Raw genomic sequence first — 1,350 nt, forward strand, 5'->3', positions numbered from 1 at the left:
GGAGCCCCCGCTCGTGACCGCGGGTCGGGGCTGCGACAATGTTGTTGAAGTGCCAGAGGCGCAGCCGCGCCGCAACGAGGTTGGGAGGCTCCCGTGCCTAGATATTCTACCGCCTTCGGAATGGACGTACACCTCAGGTCCACCACCGTCTGCGCGCTCGACGCGGAGACGGGCGAGGCCGTGACGAGGAGGTTCCGCGGCAACCCCTGGGGCGAGGTCGCGGAGTGGATGTCGGGCTTCCCCGGCCCGTCGCTCGCCGCCTACGAGAGCGGCTACCTCGGCTTCGCCCCGCAAAGGGAGCTCTCCGGGCTCGGCGTCGACTGCGTCGTCGCGGCCGTCTCCAAGGTCCCGAGGTCGGCTGCCGACCTCTCGTCCAAGAACGACCGCAACGACGCGGCCAGGATGGCCAAGGCGATACTGTCGCACGACGTCACCCCGGTATGGGTGCCGTCCCCCGAGATCGAGGGCGCTAACACCTCGCCGCCGCCCACGACGCCGCGACCGCGAGGCTCGCGGCGGCGAAGCAGCGGCTCCTGGCGTTTCTAGCCCGCCGCGGCTATGTCTACGGCGGCACGACGCCGGCCGGCAACCCCCGGAAGTACTGGACGTACGGCTTCCTCAGGTGGCTCGACGGCATACACCCCGCCGACGACGGAGGCATCCGGGCGCTTGCGGCGCTGAGGAACGAGGTCGAGGCGGCCGACGAGACGAGGGGGGCCCTCCTCGCCGAATACAGGGCCGCCGTCGCGGCGGGCCCCCTCTCGGCCGAGGTCGAGGCGCTCCAGTCGATCAAGGGGTGCGGGTTCGCGCTCGCCGCCGCCTTCGCGTCCGAGGTCGGCGACTTCTCGAGGTTCCGCTCCGGCAGGCAGGTGACGTCCTACTTCGGCCTCGCCCCGAAGCAGAGGTCGAGCGCGGACTCCGTGCGCCTCGGCGGGATCAGCGGGGCCGGCAACGCGCTCGTCAGGAAGCTGGCTGTCGAGGGGTCCTGGTGCTACGCCCAGGCCGGCCACCAGCCGAAGCTGATGCCCAAGGGCTCCGGCGTGCCCCTCGAGATAAGGATGCACGGGAGGAAGGGGTCCGAGAGGCTCCTGCGCCGCCGCGAGGAGATGATCGCCCGCGGGATGCCGCAGGCGAAGGCGAACGCGGCCACCGCGGCCGAGCTCGTGAGGTGGCTGTGGGCCCTCGGCGCGATGTGCCGGGAGGGCGCGGAATAGACATAAGCCCCCGTCCCGGCGAGCCGGGCGGCCTTCGGGGACACCCCCGTTCTCGCTGTGCGCGCGGCGGCCGCCGCATGCGCGAAGACAGACTAGGGGAACCCCGCCGAAGGAGAGGATTGCGGGCCGCCGGAGC

General features: G+C 71.9%; 2 protein-coding genes. Both read left to right on the plus strand.

From position 1 onward, the window contains the following. Positions 1–93: 93 nt before the first annotated feature. Positions 94–546: a transposase gene (locus DW925_RS09990; protein WP_147349539.1), complete on the plus strand. Its 453-nt coding sequence runs from the start codon at positions 94–96 to the stop codon at positions 544–546. A gap of 131 nt (positions 547–677) precedes the next feature. Beyond that, positions 678–1,214: an IS110 family transposase gene (locus tag DW925_RS10305; RefSeq protein ID WP_255415199.1), complete on the plus strand. Its 537-nt coding sequence runs from the start codon at positions 678–680 to the stop codon at positions 1,212–1,214. Positions 1,215–1,350: the final 136 nt, after the last annotated feature.

The sequence above is a fragment of the Collinsella sp. AM43-1 genome, assembly GCF_003467925.1.
Lineage (GTDB): Bacteria > Actinomycetota > Coriobacteriia > Coriobacteriales > Coriobacteriaceae > Collinsella.